General features: G+C 64.5%; 19 protein-coding genes. 10 read left to right on the top strand and 9 right to left on the bottom strand.

What is annotated here, in order from left to right:
- Positions 1-100 precede the first annotated feature (100 nt).
- Positions 101-2,839, top strand: coding sequence for a cation-translocating P-type ATPase (locus tag V8686_RS12885; protein ID WP_379704755.1), 2,739 nt, complete (start codon positions 101-103; stop codon positions 2,837-2,839).
- Between the two features lie 14 nt (positions 2,840-2,853).
- Here V8686_RS12885 and V8686_RS12880 read toward each other — a convergent pair whose 3' ends face one another.
- Entirely contained in the window at positions 2,854-3,870 is a 1,017-nt protein-coding gene (locus V8686_RS12880) for an AI-2E family transporter (protein ID WP_379704754.1), read from the bottom strand.
- A gap of 129 nt (positions 3,871-3,999) precedes the next feature.
- On the opposite strand from V8686_RS12880, the gene V8686_RS12875 reads away from it, so the two are divergent.
- Entirely contained in the window at positions 4,000-4,290 is a 291-nt protein-coding gene (locus V8686_RS12875) for an amphi-Trp domain-containing protein (protein WP_379704752.1), read from the top strand.
- Positions 4,291-4,489: 199 nt separating this feature from the next.
- On the opposite strand, the gene V8686_RS12870 is transcribed toward V8686_RS12875, so the two are convergent.
- The 7 genes from V8686_RS12870 to V8686_RS12840 form a co-directional block, all read right to left on the bottom strand.
- The gene (locus V8686_RS12870) at positions 4,490-4,759 is read right to left on the bottom strand and encodes a hypothetical protein (RefSeq protein WP_379704750.1); all 270 of its coding nucleotides are present in this window, start codon (positions 4,757-4,759) and stop codon (positions 4,490-4,492) included.
- A gap of 205 nt (positions 4,760-4,964) precedes the next feature.
- Positions 4,965-5,360: a universal stress protein gene (locus tag V8686_RS12865; protein ID WP_379704748.1), complete on the bottom strand. Its 396-nt coding sequence runs from the start codon at positions 5,358-5,360 to the stop codon at positions 4,965-4,967.
- Between the two features lie 122 nt (positions 5,361-5,482).
- Positions 5,483-5,911, bottom strand: a complete 429-nt coding sequence (locus V8686_RS12860; protein WP_379704747.1) for a universal stress protein — start codon at positions 5,909-5,911, stop codon at positions 5,483-5,485.
- Positions 5,912-6,030: 119 nt separating this feature from the next.
- The gene (locus V8686_RS12855) at positions 6,031-7,116 is read right to left on the bottom strand and encodes a sodium:phosphate symporter (RefSeq protein WP_379704746.1); all 1,086 of its coding nucleotides are present in this window, start codon (positions 7,114-7,116) and stop codon (positions 6,031-6,033) included.
- Positions 7,117-7,668: 552 nt separating this feature from the next.
- Positions 7,669-8,922 carry an MgtC/SapB family protein gene (locus V8686_RS12850; RefSeq protein WP_379704744.1) on the bottom strand — a complete coding sequence of 418 codons (1,254 nt, stop codon included), beginning with the start codon at positions 8,920-8,922 and terminating at the stop codon, positions 7,669-7,671.
- A 388-nt stretch (positions 8,923-9,310) separates the two neighbouring features.
- The gene (locus tag V8686_RS12845) at positions 9,311-10,180 is read right to left on the bottom strand and encodes a universal stress protein (protein WP_379704742.1); all 870 of its coding nucleotides are present in this window, start codon (positions 10,178-10,180) and stop codon (positions 9,311-9,313) included.
- A gap of 137 nt (positions 10,181-10,317) precedes the next feature.
- Positions 10,318-10,692 carry a winged helix-turn-helix transcriptional regulator gene (locus tag V8686_RS12840; RefSeq protein ID WP_379704740.1) on the bottom strand — a complete coding sequence of 125 codons (375 nt, stop codon included), beginning with the start codon at positions 10,690-10,692 and terminating at the stop codon, positions 10,318-10,320.
- Positions 10,693-10,760: 68 nt separating this feature from the next.
- Here V8686_RS12840 and V8686_RS12835 point away from each other — a divergent pair, with 68 nt between their 5' ends.
- Positions 10,761-12,353 (top strand): FAD-dependent oxidoreductase, encoded by a 1,593-nt coding sequence (locus V8686_RS12835; protein ID WP_379706579.1) that lies wholly within the window; start codon positions 10,761-10,763, stop codon positions 12,351-12,353.
- A 385-nt stretch (positions 12,354-12,738) separates the two neighbouring features.
- On the opposite strand, the gene V8686_RS12830 is transcribed toward V8686_RS12835, so the two are convergent.
- Positions 12,739-12,972 carry a Tfx family DNA-binding protein gene (locus V8686_RS12830; RefSeq protein WP_379706576.1) on the bottom strand — a complete coding sequence of 78 codons (234 nt, stop codon included), beginning with the start codon at positions 12,970-12,972 and terminating at the stop codon, positions 12,739-12,741.
- A gap of 82 nt (positions 12,973-13,054) precedes the next feature.
- Here V8686_RS12830 and V8686_RS12825 point away from each other — a divergent pair, with 82 nt between their 5' ends.
- The 7 genes from V8686_RS12825 to V8686_RS12795 all read left to right on the top strand — a co-directional run bounded on the left by V8686_RS12825 (position 13,055) and on the right by V8686_RS12795 (position 21,808).
- Positions 13,055-13,972, top strand: coding sequence for an extracellular solute-binding protein (locus V8686_RS12825; RefSeq protein ID WP_379704738.1), 918 nt, complete (start codon positions 13,055-13,057; stop codon positions 13,970-13,972).
- The gene (locus V8686_RS12820; protein WP_379704736.1) at positions 13,956-14,756 is read left to right on the top strand and encodes an ABC transporter permease; all 801 of its coding nucleotides are present in this window, start codon (positions 13,956-13,958) and stop codon (positions 14,754-14,756) included. Before V8686_RS12825 ends, V8686_RS12820 begins: the two co-directional genes overlap by 17 nt.
- The gene (locus tag V8686_RS12815) at positions 14,753-15,832 is read left to right on the top strand and encodes an ABC transporter ATP-binding protein (protein WP_379704734.1); all 1,080 of its coding nucleotides are present in this window, start codon (positions 14,753-14,755) and stop codon (positions 15,830-15,832) included. The genes V8686_RS12820 and V8686_RS12815 overlap by 4 nt, the downstream gene beginning before the upstream one ends.
- Before the next feature lie 261 nt (positions 15,833-16,093).
- The gene (locus tag V8686_RS12810; RefSeq protein WP_379704732.1) at positions 16,094-19,660 is read left to right on the top strand and encodes a PAS domain S-box protein; all 3,567 of its coding nucleotides are present in this window, start codon (positions 16,094-16,096) and stop codon (positions 19,658-19,660) included.
- A 109-nt stretch (positions 19,661-19,769) separates the two neighbouring features.
- Complete coding sequence (locus tag V8686_RS12805; RefSeq protein WP_379704730.1) at positions 19,770-20,141, top strand: ArsR/SmtB family transcription factor; 372 nt, start codon at positions 19,770-19,772, stop codon at positions 20,139-20,141.
- A 68-nt stretch (positions 20,142-20,209) separates the two neighbouring features.
- The gene (locus tag V8686_RS12800) at positions 20,210-21,010 is read left to right on the top strand and encodes a hypothetical protein (RefSeq protein WP_379704729.1); all 801 of its coding nucleotides are present in this window, start codon (positions 20,210-20,212) and stop codon (positions 21,008-21,010) included.
- Between the two features lie 48 nt (positions 21,011-21,058).
- Positions 21,059-21,808: a ribonuclease H-like domain-containing protein gene (locus tag V8686_RS12795; RefSeq protein WP_379704727.1), complete on the top strand. Its 750-nt coding sequence runs from the start codon at positions 21,059-21,061 to the stop codon at positions 21,806-21,808.
- Positions 21,809-21,818: the final 10 nt, after the last annotated feature.

Below are 21,818 nucleotides of genomic sequence, written 5' to 3'. Positions count from 1 at the left end.
CTCCGTTCCTCTGTCGTGGCCGGAGATCGTCGGGTGTGACTCACACCGCCTTTTTTACTGTTATCGACCGTGACTACTCACAGGGATCTCTCCGCTGGAAATGGACGAACACCGGATTCAAGCGCCCTGGGCCACATCGTCTGACGAGATCGTCGCTCATTACGAGGTTTCTGTAGACGAGGGACTGAGCGAGGGCGAAGCCGAAAGACGGCGCGAGCGGGTCGGTCCGAACGCGTTGCGCGAAGCGGAGCAGCGGGACTGGTCGGGAGTTCTGGTCGACCAGTTCAAGAGCTTCATCGTCCTGTTGCTGGCGGTGGCAGGAGTGGCAGCCTTCGCACTGAACGAGAACATCGAGGGGATCGCCATCTTCGTCGTGCTCCTCATCAACGGGCTCATCGGGTTCGTCACCGAGATGCGGGCCATCAAGTCGATGGAGGGTCTCCAGGAGATGACCGAGATCGAGGCTCGCGTTCGCCGGGGTGGAGAGGTCGAGGAAGTGTCCGCCGAAAACCTGGTGCCGGGAGACGTCGTGCTCCTCAACGCCGGGAACGTCGTTCCGGCCGACCTGCGAGTGATCGAGCCCTCCAAGCTCCAGGTCGACGAATCGGCGCTCACCGGCGAGTCCGTTCCCGTCGGAAAGACGAGTGACGTCTTAGGGGAAGACGTGCCCCTCGCCGAGCGAGAGAACATGCTGTATAAGGGCACGAGCGTGACGCGGGGGACTGCTGAAGCGATCGTCGTATCTACCGGGATGGACACGGAACTGGGCAAGATCTCGGCGTCGCTGCAGGGAGAAATCGAGGGGAAGACGCCGCTCCAGCAGAAGCTCGACGACCTCGGGCGGAAGCTCGTTCCGTTCCTGCTCGTCGTGGCCGCGATCGTCCTCGTGTCGGGATGGCTCAGAGGTCAGGATCTGTACCTGATGGTCGAGACGGCCATCGCACTGGCTATCGCAACCATTCCGGAAGGACTGCCGGTCGTCGCCACGCTCGTGCTCGCGCGGGGGATGTGGCGGATGGCGGATCGCAACGCCCTGATCAACAACCTCGCCTCCGTCGAGACACTGGGCTCGACGAATATCATCTGTACCGACAAGACGGGCACGCTGACGGAGAACGAGATGACCGTCGCCGAGTACGAACTGGCGAACGGATCGGTCGCGGTCACCGGGACCGGACTCGACACCGAGGGGACGTTCCAGCACGGTGGCGGAGAGCGAGATGAGCCACGGGATCCAGCCATGCAGGAGGCCCTAGAGGTAGGTGTCCTCTGTAACAACGCCTCCGTGACCGAGGAAGACGACGGGACCACTGTAGCGGGTGATCCGACGGAGGCCGCGCTCCTGATAGCGGGATTGAAGGGCGGCATTGACCGGGATGAACTCCTCGGGTCGATGCCCGAGGCTCGGGAGGTGTCCTTCGACCCGTCCGTCAAAATGATGGCCACCTATCATGATGTGGGTGGGGGATACAAGGTTGCCGTGAAAGGTGCACCGGAAGCGGTCGTCGAGTCGTCAACCCGGCTCGTGACGGGCGACGGCACCGACCCCCTCTCGGAAGATGACAAAGAAGAGTGGATCCAGAAGAGCGAGCGTATGGCCGAAGACGGGTTACGCGTTCTCGCCCTCGCCAGGAAGGACGTAGAGAGTACGGAGGCTCCGCCCTACGAAGATCTCTCGCTGCTCGGGCTCGTTGCGATGATCGACCCACCACGCGAAGAGGTCAAATCGACCATCGAGAACTGCCTGGACGCGGGGTTGCGAATCGTGATGGTGACCGGTGACCACCCCGGGACGGCCAGAAACATCGCCCGGAGCGTCGGGCTGATGGACTCGGAGGACGACGAGGTCATCCAGGGGAGCGAACTCGACGACCCCGAGAACCTGTCCCAGAACGAGATGGAGCGGTTCGTGAACGCGTCGGTCTTCGCGCGGGTCGCCCCGGAGAACAAGCTCGACCTGATCGGAATTCACCAGGCAGCCGGCTCGATCGTGGCCATGACCGGCGACGGGGTCAACGACGCGCCGGCGCTGAAGCGGGCCGACATCGGCGTTGCCATGGGCCAGCGAGGGACGCAAGTGGCTCAGGAGGCGTCGGATATGATCCTGCAGGACGATAACTTCACGAGTATCTATCACGCCATCAGGGAAGGGCGGATTATCTTCCGGAACATTCGGAAGTTCGTGTTGTATCTCATGTCCTGCAACCTCAGCGAACTGCTGGCCATCTTGATCGCTGCGCTACTGGGCTTCCCACTGCCGTTGCTCCCCCTACAGATCCTCTTTCTCAACGTCGTGACCGACATCTTCCCGGCATTCGCCCTTGGGGCGTGTGGGGGAAGCAAGGATATCATGAATACACCGCCGAGGGAGTCCGACGAGCCGATCCTGACTCGAACACACTGGACCGAACTCGGGATATATGGGACGATGATCGCGGTTGCGACGATCGGTGCATTCGTCATCGGGGGCGGTATGTACGCCGACGGTATGGGGGCCGAAGAAGTCGTCACGATGTCGTTCCTCACGCTGGCGTTCGCCCAGCTCTGGCACGTGTTCAACATGCGTGAACTCACGTCGGGAATCGTGCGCAACGAAGTCACCGAGAACGCGTACGTGTGGGGTGCACTCGGCCTGTCGGCCCTGCTGGTGATCGGCACCGTCTATCTGCCCGGGGTCTCGCTGGCACTGAGCACCGCACCGATTGGCCTCGAGAGCTGGCTGGTGGTGCTCGGGATGAGTCTGCTCCCTCTCGGCGCCGGACAGATCGTTCTGGAGTTGCGACGCCGATTTGGCACGCCGAACTGGGGGACAAGGCTCGAAGCTCTGTCGTTCGACTGATTTCGAACGGTTGGTCAGCTGACGTCCCTCTCGTCGATCCGGGACCAGTTGTCCAAGCCGACGCGGAGAGCGGCTTTGAGTGCCCCGAGGACGACGGGACCGAAGAACAGTCCCATAATCCCGAATGCATACGCCCCGCCGAGGATACCGAGGAGGATGACGGCAGGATTGAGTTTGGCGTACCTGTCGACGGCGAATGGACGGAGATAGTCGTCGGTGAGCCCAACCACGATGACGCTGTAGACGAATAATCCGACGGCGAGCAGCGGTTCGTTCGTGAGATACAGGTAGACCACCGCCCCACCCCAGACGGGGATCGTACCGACGAGCGGAACCATCGCGAGAACGATCATGACGGCCGTCCAGAACAGCGCATTGGGAACGCCAGTGGCGACGAGTCCGGTTCCGGCGACGACCCCTTGGACGATGGCGACGAAGACGTGTCCGAAGAGAACGCCCCACATCACGTCGTTGATCTCGGCGGAGAGGTCGCGCTGGATGTCCCTCGGGAGGGGGACCGTTCGGTGAAGCCAGTTGACCAGGTCGTCGCCGTCTTTGAGAAGGTAGTAGACGAGAAAGAGTGCCAACGCGATCCCGATGAGATGGAAAGTGATCGTCCCGAACGCTTGGGTCGACCGTTCGAATACGATCGTCCCGATTTCCCGCCCTGAGCTGACGAGTTCGCCGACGATATCGACCTCTTGTCCGGTGAGTTCCTCGATCCGGGATTCGACCACCTCGATCTGCACCGGATCAGTGTCGAAATTTTGGAGAATCCGGTCAGCACTACCCACGACCGTCGCGAGGATCACCACGAACGGCGCGACGAATCCGGCAACTGCCAGAATTTCGAGCGAGAGTGCGGCGGCCATCGGCGACACGTGCGCTTCGAGACGGATCTGCAGCGGATAGAGCACGTAGGCGAGGAGGACGGCACCGAGGACGTACTGGAGAAACGGCTGGATCAGCATGGTCGATAGTACGAGGAGGGTGACGACGAGGGCGAGGACAAACCCCTTGCTGAGGTTCACAACTGTGAGTTCGTAGAGTGATGACAAAAAGATTCGATATCATCACAGCTGTAGACCACTTTGACTGCCATCGACTGCCAAGGGTATTCGGACCCCACTTATCCGTCTGTGGGTCCTACGAGATATCGTATGCCCGAAGAAGTCCTCTTTCAATCAGAGGGATTCCAGAGTCGAGAAGAGATCGCGTCGTATCTTCGTCGAGTCGCAGACAAACTCGATGCCGGCGGCGACATCACTCTAACCGCCGGCGAGCAGTCAGTGACGATGACACCTTCTGCCCAACCGACGTTCGAGGTGAAAGCCGAGCGCGAAGGACCGACCGATAGTCCTGGTGAGCTGAGTATCGAGTTCGAGATAGAGTGGGCTGAAGATGGCGAAGCCGGAAACGCCGAAAGCGGTGGCGGGTTAGAAATCGAATGAAGGCGGTCCTCTATGGCGAATCGATATTTTGTGGAGGTACTCGGCGAGACTAGAGATGTCCTGTTTTGTATGTAGCATTGTCCTGTTTCCGAGGTAGCACCTCCGCTTGGTGGTATCTCTGTGCGATCTCAATCCGGCAGAGATGTTCTGAGTGGGTCTCCCAGTCGGGTTCAACAACCACGACTGACGAAGCATCCGATCACGATTCGACCTCTCTGATAATTTTGTCGGCTTGCTCACGGGCTTTTTCTTCACCCACGTTTTTCTTGATCAACACAGACTGGACTACCCACTCATCGGTGTCGTCCCGCTTCCCCATCCGCACCTCGCTCCCCTTCGAGACGGAATCGGAGACACGGTCCGCCCAGTCTGGTGTCCGAATTTGATCGAACTGGTCTGGCTCCCGATACCGGACGTGGATGTACTCGTCCTCTGTTGTGATCGACTTGAGATCCGGAATCCGGGGCATCGTTGTCAATACGATGAGGAAATGCAAAAATCAACAGGTCGGTTCGATACTGATGGTTTATCGGAAGTACTCGCCCGCCAGCCAGATCGAGAGCGCTCCCCTCTATCGTTAGGGCTCGTCCTCGGTGGGTCAAGGGAGCCGTAATCGAGTGCTTGATGATGGTCTGTACAGGAGATTTATAACCGAGTGTCAACGTGGGGCCGCTTTACGGAATGATGGTTACAGGTATTTCATCCGCACCGACAACGGTTTTGGCGGCGCTACCCATGATCGCCTGACCGAGACGTCCGGTACCGTGATGACCCATGATGACATGATCGTAGTCTCGATCGGCAGCTACCTCCAGGATTAATGAACCAACTCGGTTAGCATAGCGAGGGGCGGCCATCTGTGTTATCGGGATGATTTCTGGATCGTCTTCGATACCGGCTTCCGCAAGCACGGTCCTCGCCCGGTCCAGGAGGTCCTGCTTTGCCTCCCCATCATAATCGGTGATGTGCATGACGTGAAGCGAGCCCTCAAACCGTGAGGTGAACTCAGTAGCGAACTCCAGTGCGCGAAAACTACATTTTGAGCCGTCAATTGGGACGAGCACTCTCATGCGTGTTCGTTCAACCCTCAATTACAAAATGGTGTCTCGCGAGTGGATTCTCCCCCGGATGTTTGGTATGTTCCACCTGTGGTTCGCCGTTTCAGGGGTGAATCTGGGGGCACAGTTTGCGGTCACCTGACGACAGTCACAGGCACTGATGCACGCTTCATCACCGTTTCAGCGACCGAACCCATGAGCATTCGAGCGACACCCGAGCGTCCGTGGCTTCCGATGACGATCACGTCGATGCCGTGTGTGTCTGCGTACTCGAGGATCTCGTCTGCGGCCTTGCCGACCTCGCTTGCTGTCGTAACCACCCGGTCGTGCTCGGCTGCCTTCGCCTCGGCCTCGGTGAGCAGTTCTGCCGACCGATCTCGGGCCCGTTCCCGGAGCGTTTCGTCCCCGACCAGTGCTTTCGCGGTGTAGCTCTCTTCGATGTAGTCGATGACGTGGAGGACGGTGATCGATGCATCCGAGTACACGTCGAGCGCGTGCGCCAGCGCCTTCTCCGAGAGCGGGGTCCCATCGTACGCAACGAGCACCTCGTCGACGGAGGCCATACGTAGAGATGCGTGTCAAATCCACATATAGGCTCGGGGGCAACTGAGCCTGCGGAATGGGAGGCACCACTCGTATTGGCGGCCCCCTCCCGATAGAACGGACTGTCTCGGCCGCAGAATTAGATCGGGAGCAGGACCAGAAGTATCGGGAGGACAATCAACGAGATGAGAAACCCGGCCAGGTATCGACGATCAGTAACGAGTCGGGTTTGGATTGTCTCGACAGCTTGGAAGTACGTCGAGAATCGAACCAGTGTTCCGACCGTTATGACCGTTCCGACGGCCACGAGTGAGAGCACGATAGCCACGCCCTGTGGGGATTCCAGAAGCACAGCGATGACGATCGTGTCGAAGAAGGTGCCGATATTCGCCCCCAGAACGTAGGGAACGATCTCCTCCCGTTTGATGTAGTTACGATTGTAGAGGGGGACGACGACCCCCAGCGAGAACGCAACGCTGGTCGTCACGCCGGTGATGAGGATACCGAGTCCAAACGAGGTCCATCTGTGTTGAAATCGGCGAAAGAACCGCTTGCGGAGCCATTCGGTGTCGATCCGCTTGAGTACCCGATCGAAGAGCGTGAGGCTGCCGAACAGCACGAAAACGGCCATCACGAGTGCCAGACCCACGCCGACGGTATCGACGACGGCTCCCGTCGCCGGATCGAAGGCCGCCAGCGGGTGAAACGAGAGTTCGATTCGGTTACTGACGGCTCCGAATCCCGTCTGGAGTCTCGGCAACAGGAGATACCCGAGGACGGTCGCCGGCACATACATCGAGTGGGACAGGAGGAAGGTCAGGATCCCCAACTCGGTCGCCTCACCGAACGAATAGCGCCGCTTCTGGAAGTAGTCCAGCATCCCGATCAGGAGTACGATAGCGGCGCCCCCGAGGCGTGAGCCAGCGAGCATCAGGAACAGCTGTGAGGCCGTGAGGATCCCGGTCTTGAACAGCGAGACGGACAGGGCCGCTACTACTGATCCGTTGGTGAGCACGTACGTGGCGAGCCAGCTTGCACCCAGGGCCTGTCCACTCCCGGCGACGTATCGCCTGAAGACCCGTTCGAGCGGAGCGGCCGCGGCCGCTGTGGACGCACCCAGCAACTGAACCGCGAACAGGAACAGGAGCAGAGAGACGAGAGCGCCAGCGACTAACGGACCGGATTCACGCCCTCGTGTCAGTATCTCGTCGACATTCGAATCCACAGTATTCTGTCTCTACAGCCTCATGGCAGGCGTACAAAGGTTACGCCGTGAGGGGGGAATTCCTGCTATGCGGGACGTGTTCGAGCCTGAGTGGCGTTCTGTTGACGTCGCTTCTTCCGAAGCTCCTCGCACTGTTCATGATTGGAACTGGTCTATTGACGGTGATACCGCTCCGTGTGGTCGTAGCACTCACAGCAGTGATACGGTATTTCGACTCTCGTCGAGGCCTCTGATCTGGATCGGAATCTCCTAGCTCGTTGCTCCACTGCTCTTTCCCCCGTCTGGATTCACAGTTGTCGAAGCAGTCATCGAATACGAGGGTCGGGGAACCGGTGACTGGTACTATCGTAGCGTTCGTAAGTCATCGCACACCTGATCGTAGGACAGCGTACGATCAGGTGTGTACACAGTTCCAAACGCTACTATCGGTCGAAAAGCAGCTATCGAACCGCAAAGACTGATCACCGCACGATGTCGGTAGGACGTGAAGTAGTTGCCCCCGCAACGTTGCGAGATGGCGGTCGACGTGATCTCGGTGGGCGTGTGGGTAGTTCACACGACCAAAAAAACCAGACCGCTCAGGACGACGACGCCGAGTACGATCGACACGAGCCGGCCCAATCTGTAGGTGCCGAGAGCCCACGCCAACGCGGCCTTGACGACGGTGTTTGCGATGGCCGCGATGACGATTCCCGTCGTGGCGACCTCCGTCGAGACTGCCCCTTCGGCTGCGAGTCGACTCAACGTGATCGTCATCGCGTCGACGTCGGCGAGCCCGGAGAAGAACGCCGTCGCGTACACTCCCGATGCCCCGAACCACTCGTTGGCGTATTCGGAGACGAGCAACACGGCCGCGAATATGACCCCGAAGAGGAGGGCAGGACGCAGGCGAAACGGATTCTTGAGCTCGTCCGGTTCGACCGTCTCGTCGGACGCAGTCAGCCAGTACAACACCCCGGCAGCAACCGCACCGACGACGGTCATCGCTCCCAGCGGCAGTGCGACACTCGAGAGCAGATCGGGGTTGACGACCGCGATTTCGATGAGTGCTCGGGGGAACATCACGATGGACGCGGTGACGACCGCGAAGGCGCAGACGTGATAGAGCGTCGCGTTCTGGGTCGTCTTCTCCGCCATTGAGACCGTCGTTGCCGTAGACGAGACGAACCCGCCGACGATTCCAGTGAGGGCGATCCCTCGTTCGGGGCCGAGCGTTTGTCCAAGCACGTACGCCACGAATCCGAGACCGGTGACGAAGACGACCATCAACCAGATGAATCTCGGATTGAGGCCATAGAGGGCGTCGAGCGATCGGTTGGGGAGCGCTGGGAGGACGACGAGGACGACGAGGATGAACTTCGCCGACGCCCGCCGTTCGCTTTCTTCGATCCGATTGGCGAACTCGTGTATCGGATCTTTCACCGAGAGCAGTACCGTGACGGCACCGCCGACGATGATCGCGATGAGCGCACCGCGGTCGGAGTGCATGGCTATTGCACCCAGAACGACCGTGAGGAGGGCGGCCACGAGCGTCGTCAGACCGATATCGCTCTCGTACCAGATCTTCCCGACGTACGCGACGGTGAGTGGCACGATGAGCGTTCCCACAGCGAGTGGAAGCACGGACGGAAAGAACCCCTGAACGAGCGCCCCATAGAGCGCGATCAGGGGAAACGTCCGACTCCCGGCGAACGATCCGCCCGACTCGCTCTGTTCCCGTTCCAGACCGATGAGCGCCCCGAGGCCAGCCGCGAGGAGGAGATGTAATATGAGCTCACTGAGAGGCGCAGTCGTTGGATCAACCATTAGGTGACAATTCCCACCATCATCTTTTCCGGCGCGTACGAGTCACTTTCGAACCGGTAGTGATCGTCCTTCGTCGAGACATCATCTCGACGTTTCAAAAGGGTATAGGTCGGACAGTGGCCCGATCATCGAGTTGGTCTTCGAGTTCGCCCATCACCGCCTCGAGGACGCCCGTCGCGGTGAGGGGTGTTCGGTTCTCCTCGACACGCCGTCGCCGACAGTGCACCGAACTCCTCGGTTGGCACCGCGATTTCGCTCGTGGCGAGTTCGTCGACGTCGAGCGTGATGAGCGGTGACAGAAGTCAGTTGAACCAGTAGAGTGGCGGAGGTCCGAATCTCGGAGTCGATACGCACGGAGAGCCGACAGTAACGGGGGCACTCACCGACGCTACTTCGTTCCTCGAACGGTGATGACGGGAACCGGTGCAGCGCGGACAGTCTGCTCCGCGACGCTCCCGAGCAGTATTCGATCAGTCCCGCGTCTCCCCGTCGTTCCCATCACGATAGCGTGGATGTCGTTCGATTCCACGTAGTCGAGAATTCCTTCGACGGGTGTCCCGTGTTCGACGTGCCGTACAGTATTGGTGACGCCGTGTGTCTCTGCCTCCGAGAGAAGGTCATCGACGGCATCGGTTGCGGCTCGTTCGTTCTCCCGTCCCGACGTGGTCGATCGAACGTCCAGACCGAGGACGGAGTCGTCCACGATGGACAGACCGTGGACGGTCGCATCGAGAGCCGCCGCAAGCGAGAGGCCGTGCTCCGCAGCGGTAGTCGCTCCGGCACTCCCGTCCGTTGGAACGAGGACGTTCTCGTAGGGAAAGGTCAGTTGTTCGTCGGGCTGCATCCGGGCCGTGAGAACCGGCACGGAAGACAGGCGAACGACTTTCTCGGAGACACTCCCGACGAAATACCGTGAGACACCCGTTCTACCCTGTGTCGGCATCACGATCAGGTCGTGGTCGTACCGCTCGGCGTACTCGACAATCGTCGGCGCCGGATTCCCCTGGACGACGTCAGAATCGTAGGTTACATCGAGCGTGCGCAGTGTTTTCTCCGCCTCCTCGACGGTGTCCTCGCCTTCTTGGACAAGTGCGTCGACCACCTGCGTTTCCACGACGGTGACACTATCGCGTGTGGTGTCAGCGACGAAGAGGACGTGGATTGTGGCATCGGCCCAGTGCGCGATTTCGGCAGCGTGATGAAGTACCGCCGCAGCCCCGTCACTTCCATCGAACGGAAGGAGGATGTCCTCGTACATACTACGAGAGAGTACGAATACGACTCCCTAATGGTTTGCTACCCGATCCACGGAGAGCTGAGCGTAGCTGACTGCTCCGTCTGGTCCGCGTATTCGTCTCCCCGAAGGACGTCACAGAACGGACGCTTCGAGGGAGACTAGGTGTCCGAATCGTCCTTTGGGGCGTCGTCGGTCTCCGACGCCCATTCGAGCAGCGGTTCGAGACGCTCGCGCAGTTCGTGACCGTCCTCCGTCAGCGCATACTCCACGCGCGGCGGCATCTCGTTGTACTGCGTGCGCGAGACCAGCCCCGCCGCCTCGAATTCGTCTAATCGCTTCGAGATCGTCGAGGTACTGGCACTCGCGAGGTGGGCTTCGATCTCGGCGAAGCGAAGCGAATCGTGGGCGCCGATGATGCTCACCAACTGCATCGCGTACTTTCGACTGAGTGTGGTGATCACGCCCGTCAGTGGACAGTAACACGTCCCGTCCACGTCACACGTCGGCGCCGGTGAGGAAGTAGCGTCTGCCATTACTTCGAGACCTCCAACTTACTCCATAGCTTTGGACTCCGCAGTATAATACCTTCGCGTTACCAACTATCGGCGAGCATGACACCCCCCGATCGTATGATCTCGCGATTCTCGGCGGTGGTGCAGCGGCCTTTGCGGCGATCACGGAGGCCGACCGGCGTGGCCTCTCGACCGCGATGGTGAACACCGGACTGCCACTCGGCGGAACGTGCGTAAACGTCGGCTGTGTCCCGAGCAAGCACCTTCTCGAAGTGGGGAAGACGGCCCACGAGCCGCCGAACAATCCCTTCGGCGCCGTCGACTACGACGACGACCAGCCCGCCACGGATTGGGGAACGGCCATCGACGAGAAGGACGAAATCGTCGCAGCGCTCCGCGAACAGAACTACGTCGACGTAGCGGACCACTTCGGCACGGACATCTACGAGGGATACGGCCGCTTCGTCGACGGCGGGAGACGAAGTCCCTCGGGCAGCCGGACACAGTCCGGCGACGAGGCGGAGCAGAGCTCCACCGGCAGCCGGACACAGTCCGGCGACGATGCCACTATCGAAGTCGTCGACGGCGCCGACGCCGGCACGACGATTGTCGGAGAGAAGGCGCTCGTCGCGACCGGTAGTTCTCCGCGAATCGCGCCCATCGACGGTCTCGACTCGGTGGACTACGAGACAAGCGAGAGCATCCTCGACCGCCGCGACCTCCCCGAGAGCATCGTGATGATCGGTGCTGGATACGTCGCGATGGAGTGGGGCCAGATCCTCCATCACATGGGGACGGACGTGACGATCCTCCAGCGGTCGAGCAACGTCCTGTCCGGGATGGAGAGCCAGCTCGGACGCGAACTCCAGCGGTGCTTCGAGGCGGACGGGATCACCGTCCAGACGGACGTGGACGTCCGGCGCGTCTCCAAGGACGACGAGACGGGAGACGACGTCACCGTCGAGACCACCGTCGCCGGCGACCCGCAGACGTTCACGGCCGCCGACCTCTTCGTCGCCACCGGCGTCACCCCGAACACCGACGATATCGGACTGGACGCGATCCGCGTCGAGACGGACGGATCGGGCGCCGTCGTCGTGGACGACGAGTTCCGGACTGGGAACACAGACGTGTACGCGGCCGGAGACTGCATCGGCGAGCCGATGCTGGAGACCGTCGCCGCCAAGGAGGGCAACCACACCGTCAGGAACGCCTTCGACAGCACGGAGCGACGCACCGCTGGTCGTGCGAGCGGGCGGACCCCGCGAGAAGACGACGGGGGCGCGACCGTCGACTACCACGCCGTCCCGAAGGTGGTGTTCACGAGCCCGGAGGTCGCCGCAGTCGGAACGACGGAACTCGAGTACAGGGACGACCACGGCACCTGCACGTGCCGGACGGTGGCGATGCACGACGTCCCGAAGGCGAAGGCCGTCGAGGACACGCGTGGGTCGGTGCAGGTCGTCACGCACCACGAAACCGACGAAATCGTCGGCGTCCACATGGTCGGGCCGCGGGCCGCCGACATGATCCCCGAGGCGACGCTGGCCGTGAAGTTCGACCTCACCGTCGACGACATCATCGACACGATCCACCCGTTCCCGACGTTCTCAGAGGCGTTCAAGCACGCCTGTCAGGCGTTCCGCCGCGACACGTCGACGATGAGTTGTTGCGTTGAGTAAGACGACGGGGTCCCGGCCCACACTCAGCATCCAACAGCCGCTGCACAGATTTCGACGTTCGCGACTGCGGGGTATCACGACGTCGAGACGACAGTGGAGTCCGCGGGGTCGTGGTGCGTAGGCTCGGTCGACCTGGTGTGCGGCGACGTGCAACGACTACCGACGGTCACCGCCGCCACAGGGTGGACACGAATCGATCCCGAAAGGGGGATCAGCCCTCCGCGTCCGGCACGAAGACGGTCACGTCGCCGTCGCGGATCAGGCCGATTTCGACCGCGGTGTCCAGTCTGTTTCTGGTGGTGTACTCCTCCAGATGGCCGAACAGGTGGGTGTAGAGCTCCGGCCGACAGTAGGCGAGTTTCGTTCCCGTCTCGTCGCCCCGTTCCTACACCCGGTCGACGACGTCGTCGAACGAGGCGCCGGTCGCTACCGTGAACCGGACCGGTGAGCGAATCATCCGGAGCAACTCCAGGGTTCCCTGGGCCTTCTCCACGTTCCCTTCGGCGGCCCGTTCGATGGCACTCACGTTCGAGTCCGTCGTCCCCAACATCTCCGCGACTTCCCGCTGTGTGTGGCCCGCTCCGCGCAGTTCGAGCACCTCCACTTGCCGTTCCGTCAGCGTCGTCGACGCGGCCGTGACTATGGTGGTCGACCGAATCTCTTTGAGATAAGCCTTTATTTCAACCGATACAAGTCAACCTATGGCGTCGAAATCGGTCGACCGTCGCGGTGCACTCGCACTGCTCACCTCGGCGGTCGGCGGCGTCGGCGTCGGCGGCTGTCTCGGGCGGGGCCGCACCAGCGATCCACCACCGTCCGTGACGGTGCTCGCCGCCGGCAGCCTGAACAACGCCTTCGAGAACGGGCTCCGACCGCGGGTGGATGCGCGGTTGCAGGTCGAAGCCCACGGCTCGGCGGAAGTCGCCCGACTCGTCGCCGGGGAGAGCAAGGATCCGGACGTCGTCGCGCTCGCGGACGTCGCCCTCTTCGACGGGCCCCTCCATCCGCCGTGGTACGCTGAGTTCGCGACGAACGCCCTCGTCGTCGCCTACGACGACGACGACGCGGGCGGACGACGACTGGCCGAGGCCGCTCCGGACCGCTGGTATCGCCCGCTCCTCTCGGGCGCAGTGTCGCTCGGCCGCACCGACCCGGATCTGGATCCGCTCGGCTACCGCACCCTGTTCGTCCTCGAACTCGCGAGCGAGTACTACGGGTTGGAGACCGACCTTCGGGAGGCGATCCCCCGCCGCGAACAGATCTACCCCGAGACACAGCTCGTCAGCCAGTTCGAAACGGGGTCGATCGACGCCGCCGTCACCTACCGCAGCATGGCCGAGGAGCGGGGGTACGACTACGTGTCCCTGCCGCCGGAGGTCGACCTGAGCACGCCCCGGTTCGCCGATCGGTACGCGACCGTCCGTTACGAACTCCCGAGCGGGAAGCTGGTGGCCGGTGCCCCGATCAGTTACGGCGGGACGGTCCGTTACGACGCCGCGCCGGTCCGGGGCGTCTTCGATCGGCTGACGAACGGGACGTACCTCGACGAGTTCGGCTTCGTCGTGCCCGACGACTATCCGACGTACACCGGAGACGTCCCCGATGGAATCGCCAACTGAGCGCGTGGCCGGCCGCTTCGACTGGCTCTCCGTCACCCTTCTCCTCGGGGCGGTGTTGCTGTGTTACTACCTCGTGCCGCTGCTCGCACTGGTCGTCGCGCAGCCACCCGGTGCGGTCTTCGCGCGCCTCACCGCACCGGCGGTGATCGGAGCCGCGCGGACCTCGTTGCTGGGCGCGGGCGCGAGTACCCTGTTGGCGACGGCGTTCGGTCTCCCGCTCGCCTACTGGCTCGCGCGGACCGACGGCCGTCTGCCCACCCTGCTCACCGCCGTGGTCGTCCTGCCGCTCGTCCTCCCCCCGGTCGTCAGCGGCATGGTCCTGTTGACCGTCGTCGGTCCGAACACGGTCGTCGGGAGCGCCGCGGCCACCGCGGGGGTGCCGCTGACGCGGTCGCTCGCCGGCGTCGCCCTCGCCCAGACGTTCGTCGCCTCGCCGTTCGTGGTCGTCACGTCGAAGGCGGCCATCGAAGGTGTTGACCGGCGGTTGGAACACGCCGCGCGCTCGCTCGGGAAGCGGCGGTTTACGGCCGTGCGACGCGTGACGCTCCCGCTGGCCTGGCCGGGGATTCTCGCGGGCATCACCCTCGCGTTCGCCCGTGCGATGGGCGAGTTCGGCGCGACGATCATGCTCGCGTACTACCCGCGGACGATGCCGGTCCAAATCTGGGTCTCCTTCACGACGCTCGGCCTCGACGAGGCCTTCCCCATCGCCGTCGTCCTCGTCGGCCTCGCCGTCGCGACGCTGGTCGTCCTCGAAACGCTCGGTACCAACCCCCTCGAATGACCCTCGACGTGACCGGACTTCGGAAGTCCTACGACGGGTTCGACTTCGGCCCGGTCGACCTGTCGGTCGGCGGTGAGACCCTCGCGGTGCTCGGCCCCTCGGGGAGCGGGAAGTCGACGTTTCTCGGCGCCATCGCCGGGACGGTCACCCCCGACGCGGGTCGGGTCTCGCTGGACGGCCGACCGCTCACCGGCCGCCCCATCGAGGAGCGCCGGGCCGGCATCGTGTTTCAGGACGGTGCGTTGTTCCCACACTTGACGGCTCGACAGAACATCTCGTTCACTGGGACGACCGACGAGCGCGTCGAGGAACTCGCGGAACGGTTCGAGATCCGTGACGCCCTCGACCGCCGCCCCGGCGCACTCTCCGGTGGGGAACGCCAGCGGGTCGCCCTCGCTCGCACCCTCGCGGCCGACCCCGACTGCCTCCTCCTCGACGAACCGCTGTCGAGTCTGGACGCACCGACGGCGCGTCGCCTCCGCGACGAACTCCACGACCTGTTTGCCGCCCTCGACCTCCCCGTCGTCTACGTCACCCACGACCGACGCGCCGCGACGGTCCTCGGTGATCGGATCGCCGTCCTGCGTGACGGGCGCGTCGAGCAGGTCGGCCCGCCCGACGAGATTCTGCACCGTCCGCAGTCACCCTTCGTCGCCCGATTTACCGGCACCGACAACGTCCTACCGGCGACGGTACCCGACGGGGACGGTGCGTCGGTCGAACTCCGAATCGGCGACGCGACGGTCGAGGCGCGCGTCGAGGAGGACGTGCCGCCGGACGTGTGGGCCTGCGTCCGTCCCGTCCGGGTCGGGGTGAGCCTCGCGGACTCGGCGACCGAGAACGGCACCGCTCTCCGCGGCACCGTCAGCCGGGTGTTGAACGAGGGCGACGACCGGCGAGTGCTGGTGTCGATTTCGGGTACCGACCACACGCTCGTCGCGTCCGTCCGTGACGGCGTGGATGGGGGACCGCTCGCTCCAGAGACGACGGTTCGGGTATCGATTCCCCCGGCGGCAATCCACGTGATTCCGAATACTAATTGTCCCGACGGGTCCGACGACGTGTTGGAAGACTGAGTACGGCTATCGCCGCCGTTGTAAGTCAGTACAACCCGATCGGCAGGCGGCGTGCGATCGGGCGTGCAAACAGTTCCAAACGCTACGATCGCTCTCGACGAGCGGTCGAACGGACGGGGACGTTCCGGAGGGCCGAAGAGGGGGACCGGCGATTCGGCCCGGTGACGGCTCGTTCCCGGGGTACCGTCTCACTGCGCGAGAGAACGGCGCGAGCGACCACGGGACGAACGTTTTAGGGCACTCGGGCCGGGTGTGTGACACATGTCATCCCTCCGTTCCGGATCGATCACCGTCGCCGTCGTCGGGACGCCGGAGACGGCGGCGGCGTTCCGGTCGGGGGTCGGACCGGCCGACCCCCCCGTCGCCGTCGAGTCCCTCCCGCTGGCGGCCGTCGCCGAGACGCTGGACGAGGGCTCCCCCGACTGCCTGCTCGTCGACGATGGGGTGCCCGACGTCGACGGCGCCGCCGTCGCGGCCGACGTCGGCGACGCCGTTCCGGTCGTCGTTCTGGTCGATGGCGGCTACGACCGGACGACAGCGGCCCTCTCGGCCGGTGCGGCGGACACCCTCCCCCGACGGGTGGTCGAGGACGACCCGCACCTCCTCGCGACGCGACTCGCCTCGCTGGTGGATTGCGAACACGAACGCGCGGCCGCAGAGGGGCGCGAGAAGTACTCGACGCTGGTGGAGCAGAGTTCGGACGGCATCGTCCTCGTCCAGGACGGCGAGTTCACGTTCGTGAACGAGCGGTTCACGGAGATCACCGGCTACGACCGCGAGACGCTTCTCGATGGCCCGTTCTACGAGGTATTCACACCCGAGAGCCGGGAACTGGTCAGGGATCGGTACCGCCGCCGGATCGCCGGCGAGTCGCCGCCGAACCGGTACGACGTACAGGTCGAAACAGCGGTGGGCGAGCGCCGGACGCTCGATCTGGTCGTCTCCCGCATCCAGCACGGCGGCGAACCGGCGACGCTGGTGAACTTCCGAGACGTGACCGAGCGACGACGCCGGGAGCGCGAGTACGAACAGATTTTCGACGGCGTCAACGACACCATCTCGGTCCACGACCCGGGGTCGGGGGAGATGATCGACGCCAACGAGAGCCTCTGTGACCTCCTCGGCTACGAGAAGTCGGAACTACTGGAGTGCGGCGCGGCGGCGGTCAGCGTCGAGCGCGAGGGGTTCACCGAGGAACGCGGCCAGGAGATCATCCGTTCGGTCGTCGAGTCGGGCGAGCCACGACAGATGGAGTGGCAAGTCGAGACCCGTGACGGCGAGCGGCGCTGGCTAGAGGTCAACGGCACGACCGCCCGAATCGGCGGCGAGACGCGATATCTGGCCATCGGCCGCGACGTGACCGAACGGAAGCGCCGCGAACGCGAGTACGAACAGATCTTCAACGGCGTCACCGACATCATCAACGTCTACGACCCGGAGACTGGGGACCTCGTCGCCGTCAACGACACGATGTGTGCGTTGACGGGCTACGACCGCGAGACCATCCTCGACCGGGGGATCGGTGCCCTGAGCGCGACCGAGGAGGGGTACACCCCCGATCGGGCGAGAGAGACGCTGCAGGAGATAATGGAGGCCGACGGGAAACGCGACCTGGAGTGGGCGCTCGAAACCGCCGACGGCGAGGTTCGATGGCTCGACGTGACGGCGACGCCGACGACGATCAACGGCGAGGACCGGTTGTTGACCATCTCGCGGGACGTGACCGAGCGCCGGCGTTCGGAGCAACGACTGCGTGCCGTCCTCGACCGGATCGACGAGGCCGTCTTCCTCGCCCCGGCCCACGAACTCGACCGCGCGTCGCCGAATCCCGACTTCCTGAGCTCCGGCTACGAGGACATCTGGGGGCAACCCCTCTCGACGCTCCACGAGCGCTACCCCGACGGGTTCTTCGGGACGCTCCACGAGGACGACGAGGCGGGCTATCGAGCCTTCGTCGAGAGGATCCAGCGGGACGTCGAGACGGGGACGGCGGCCGACAGCTACGCCCGCGAGTATCGCGTGGAGCGCCCGGACGGCGAGGTCAGGTGGGTTCACTCCGACTTCTATCCCACCGCGTGGACGAACGGCCCGCAACGGATCGTGATCGTCAGCCGGGACGTGACCGGCCGAAAAGCCCGCGAGCGCCGGATGGCGTCGTTCAACGCCGCGACGGAGGATCTCGCCACCGCCGACCGACCCGCCGAGGCGGCGCGGATGGCCGTCGAAGCCGGCGTCGAGACGCTCGACCTGTCGGCCGTCGGCGCCTTCCTCTACGACGGCGACGAGGGCGTTCTCCGGCCAGAGGTGTGTGCCGGTTCGATCCCCGACGACCTCCGCGACCGCACCGTGGACGCCGACGGTGGTCACCTCTGGGACGCCTTCGCCACCGGGACGGTCGTCACGCCGGACGACGACGACCGACTCGCCGCTCTCGACGACTGGCGCGCCCTCGCGCTCGGCAACCACGGCGTCCTGCTGGTCGGGTCGCCGGAGCGCTCGCTCGCCCCCGACACGATTCAGGCGGCCCACGTCCTCGCGGCGACGCTCGAAGCCGCGCTGAACCACCTCCGTGGGCAGCGACGACTCGCCGCCCAGGAGGAGCGCCTCCGGACCCAGACGAAGCGTGCCGAGCGTCTGGACCGTATCGCTACCCTCACTCAACAGGTCGAAGCGGCGATCACCGACGCCTCGGGCGCCGCGGAGGTCGAACGCGCGGTCTGTGATCGACTCGCCGACGCCGGCCCCTACGAACGCGCGTGGATCGGCGGCGTCGAGGTCGGCGCCGATCGATTGACGCCCCGCGTCGCCGTCGGCACGTCGCCGGCGGCCGCGACCGAAACGTCGCTGTCGACGACGGCCGCCGGCCCGGACCCGCACCCCGCCGTCCGGGCCTGGCGCTCCGACGACGTGGCGGTGGCCGACTCGCTGGTCGCCGACGGCCCGAGCGGCGACTGGCGACGCGCAGCCCTCGCCGAGGGAATCCAGTCCGTCTGTGCCGTGCCGCTGACCTACGACGGCATCACGCACGGCGTCCTCACGGTAGCCGCGGCGTCGCCCAACGCCTTCGGCGACCGCGCGCGGGACTTCCTCGACCAACTCGGTACCTCCGTCGGCTACGCCCTCGCGGCCATCGAGCGCCGGCGCGCGCTGGAGTCAGACGAAACGGTCGAACTCGTCTTCCGGGGCGACGACACCTCGGTCGACCTGCCCTTCGCCCGGGCCGCCCGCGCGGCCGACTGCCGGGTGCGCCACGAGCGGACCGTCGCCCGCGACGGGGAGGTGAGCGTCTTCTTCACTTTCGAGACGGGGACGGACGGGGCGGCGAACGTCGCGAAGCGGACGTTCCCCGGCGAGGTGTCGGTGGTGACCGACGACGCGGCGTCGACGCTCGTCGAGGTGCGTACCGACACGTGGTTCGGGTCACCCCTGGCCGAGTACGGCGCCGTCCTCCGGCGGGCGGTGGCGACGCCCGCGGAGACGACCATCGCCGTCGAGGTGTCGGCACAGGCCGACGTGCGTTCTTTCACCGACCGCCTGCGCGAACTCGCGCCGTCGGTCGAACTGGCCGCGAAGCGACAGCACGAGCGACAGGAGCGAACGCCCGGCGAACTCCGCGACCGGGTAACCGAACGTCTCACCGACCGCCAGCGGGACGCGCTCACGACGGCGCTCGCGGCGGGCTACTTCGAGTGGCCCCGCGAACACGACGGCTGCGAGGTGGCCGACCGACTCGGCATCACCCAGCCGACGTTCAACAAACACCTGCGACTCGCGGAGCGCAAGACGTTCTCGTTGCTGTTCGGCGCCGCCGGATTCGACGCGGCGTGACCGGCCGATGCACCTCGACACTACACACGTAGCCTCCCTCGACGACCAGTGTCGACGTTCGTAGACAGCAAGACTGGGGGGATGGCGTGAGACCGCGTACTCGAGACCGATGACGTCCTATACGCCGCCCCCGACCCCGACGACCGACGAACCGGACCCCGACCGAACCGACGAGGTGCTGGCCCTACTGGAGGACGACTACAGTCGTTCAATCCTCGAGGCGGTTCACGCCGAACCCCGGTCGGCCCGCGACCTGGTCGAGGTGTGTGATGCGTCCCGAGCCACCGTCTACCGACGGCTGGACCGCCTCGACGACGTGGGGCTGGTGGAGTCGTGGCTCTCCTACGACGCGGACGGCCACCACCGGACCGTCTTCGAGGCGACGCTCGACGCGGTCACCGTCGGACTCGACGCCGACGGCATCGGCGTCACGATCACGACTGACGACGCCACCGCCGACGGCTCCGTCACCGGGGACTGATCCCCAGTTACCGCCCGGACGTCGACGGGACTTTTTTCTCGGACGCCACGGGTCGTACACACGTCAGTATGTCACTCGACATCTCCGCTGCGATCGAAGACGGCCTCTTCCGCCTCCCGACACGCGTCGCCGCCATCCTCTTCGTGGCTTACGTCGTCGTCGGTGCCCTCTCGACCATCACCGCCCAGACCCTCGGGGTGGCGGTTCAGGAGTGGCTCCAGGGAGTGTTCAGCGCCGCCAGCAACGCGCCGCCCCCTTCCGGTGCGATGCCTCCCGGCCCGACGGGTACGGGGTCGCCGCTGGCACTCGACGTGAGTCTCGCGGCTGCCGCCGTCCTCTTTCTGGCACAGATCGTCCTCGCACAGGCGCTCGGCGTCGTCACTATCCGGACGTTCGTGAGCGAGGCCCGCCGCTCGTTCCCCGACGACGTGGGACGGCGGTTCGGCTGGGTGCTGGTGAACGCCCTCGTCGCCGGCTTCGTGGTCAACGTGGCCATCTTCGTGGGGGCCATCTTCCTGATCGTCCCCGGTATCTACGTCGCCGTCGCGCTGTATTTCGTCCAGTTCGAGGTGATCGCCGAGGACAAGAGCGTCGTCGACGCCCTCCGCGACGGGTGGGCACTGACCGCCGGGGAGCGACTCTCCCTCTTTTTCCTCCTGGTCGTGGTCTTCGCCATCGGCCTGGCCGGGGGCGTCCCGAGTTATCTCCTCGGGTTCGTCGGCGCGCCGCCGCTGGTCACCGGCGCCGTCAGCGTGGTCCTCGGCGCCGCCACGGGGCTGCTCGCCACCGCCATCGGCGCCCGCGCGTACGTGCAGTTGAAGCCCGACGGGTGGGCGCCGACCGGCGAGGCGTCGCCGTTCACGTACTAGCGACCGCGTGGCGCGAGGTTTTTGACGCCCCACGCGACAGTACCACTCGTGCGCATCGAGAACAGTTTCATCCCGATTCGGGGCGTGGGCGAGACGACCGAGCGCCGCCTCTGGGAGGCGGGCATCACTCACTGGGAGGAGTTCGACGGCTCCGTCGTCGGATCGACGACGGCCGACCGCATCCGTTCGTTCGTCGACGTGGCGACCGACCACCTCCGGCGCGACGACGCTCGCTTCTTCGACGAGTCCTTTCCCTCGGGCGAACGCTGGCGCCTCTACGAGAACTTCAGCGACGACGCCCTCTTTTTCGACATCGAGACGACGGGACTCGACGCGGCCCGCAACGACGTCACGACGGTGAGCTGTTACCGCGGCGGCGACACCACCACGCTCGTCCGGGGCGACGACCTGACCGCCGGGGCGCTCCGCGAGCAGTTCGCCGACGCGCCGCTGATCGTCTCCTTCAACGGCGCCCGCTTCGACGTGCCCTTCCTCGAAGGGTCCTTCGACCTCTCCATCGACGCCCCACACCTCGACCTGATGTACCCCTGTCGCCGCCTCGACCTGACGGGCGGCCTCAAACGCATCGAACGGGACGTGGGCATCGACCGTGACCGCCCGGACATCTCGGGCGAGGACGCCGTCCGCCTCTGGCGCGAGTACGAACGCGGCGACGACGCCGCCCTCGACACGCTCGTCTCGTACAACCGCGAGGACACCGAGAACCTCGAACGCCTCGCCGACCACGTCACCACGCGCCTCCACGAGGCCGTCTGCCCCGCCGCCGCGACGTTTTAGGCAAACCTAA

It is taken from the genome of Haloplanus litoreus, from assembly GCF_045690335.1.
GTDB lineage: Archaea > Halobacteriota > Halobacteria > Halobacteriales > Haloferacaceae > Haloplanus > Haloplanus litoreus.
The sequence above is the reverse complement of the archived record's forward strand: the minus strand, read 5'-3'. Positions and strand labels throughout refer to the sequence as shown.

Bases quoted from the DNA above. Each gene is read 5' to 3' on its own strand.
- V8686_RS12825 (WP_379704738.1), top strand. From the start codon at position 13,055: ATGGCGTCGAAATCGGTCGACCGTCGCGGTGCACTCGCACTGCTCACC.
- V8686_RS12865 (WP_379704748.1), bottom strand. From the start codon at position 5,360: ATGAGAGTGCTCGTCCCAATTGACGGCTCAAAATGTAGTTTTCGCGCA.
- V8686_RS12805 (WP_379704730.1), top strand. From the start codon at position 19,770: ATGACGTCCTATACGCCGCCCCCGACCCCGACGACCGACGAACCGGAC.
- V8686_RS12885 (WP_379704755.1), top strand. From the start codon at position 101: ATGGACGAACACCGGATTCAAGCGCCCTGGGCCACATCGTCTGACGAG.
- V8686_RS12870 (WP_379704750.1), bottom strand. From the start codon at position 4,759: ATGCCCCGGATTCCGGATCTCAAGTCGATCACAACAGAGGACGAGTAC.
- V8686_RS12845 (WP_379704742.1), bottom strand. From the start codon at position 10,180: ATGTACGAGGACATCCTCCTTCCGTTCGATGGAAGTGACGGGGCTGCG.
- V8686_RS12800 (WP_379704729.1), top strand. From the start codon at position 20,210: ATGTCACTCGACATCTCCGCTGCGATCGAAGACGGCCTCTTCCGCCTC.
- V8686_RS12820 (WP_379704736.1), top strand. From the start codon at position 13,956: ATGGAATCGCCAACTGAGCGCGTGGCCGGCCGCTTCGACTGGCTCTCC.
- V8686_RS12810 (WP_379704732.1), top strand. From the start codon at position 16,094: ATGTCATCCCTCCGTTCCGGATCGATCACCGTCGCCGTCGTCGGGACG.
- V8686_RS12860 (WP_379704747.1), bottom strand. From the start codon at position 5,911: ATGGCCTCCGTCGACGAGGTGCTCGTTGCGTACGATGGGACCCCGCTC.
- V8686_RS12815 (WP_379704734.1), top strand. From the start codon at position 14,753: ATGACCCTCGACGTGACCGGACTTCGGAAGTCCTACGACGGGTTCGAC.
- V8686_RS12840 (WP_379704740.1), bottom strand. From the start codon at position 10,692: ATGGCAGACGCTACTTCCTCACCGGCGCCGACGTGTGACGTGGACGGG.
- V8686_RS12875 (WP_379704752.1), top strand. From the start codon at position 4,000: ATGCCCGAAGAAGTCCTCTTTCAATCAGAGGGATTCCAGAGTCGAGAA.
- V8686_RS12850 (WP_379704744.1), bottom strand. From the start codon at position 8,922: ATGGTTGATCCAACGACTGCGCCTCTCAGTGAGCTCATATTACATCTC.